The sequence below is a fragment of the Dietzia sp. DQ11-38-2 genome (assembly GCF_014145055.1).
GTDB lineage: Bacteria > Actinomycetota > Actinomycetes > Mycobacteriales > Mycobacteriaceae > Dietzia.
The window spans coordinates 1-232 of record NZ_JAALDW010000505.1 but is presented as its reverse complement, the minus strand read 5'-3'; positions in this window follow the sequence as shown (position 1 = coordinate 232).

Below are 232 nucleotides of genomic sequence, written 5' to 3'. Positions count from 1 at the left end.
TCCGCCACGAGCGCGACCGTCGACTCCGACGGGTTCATCATCGACGTGACCGGTCTCAGTCGGAGGGTCTGACCTCCAGTCCGGCGGCCCCGGCGGCGCGGAGTTCCGCGATCCAGCCCGGTGCCCCCGGCGTCACCGACACCGCCGAGTCCGGCCGAACCTCCTGCGCCGTCTCGTAGGCCCGCCGCGCCCAGTGCCCCTCGTCGACCAGCGCCCCGAGCGTCCCCTCCCC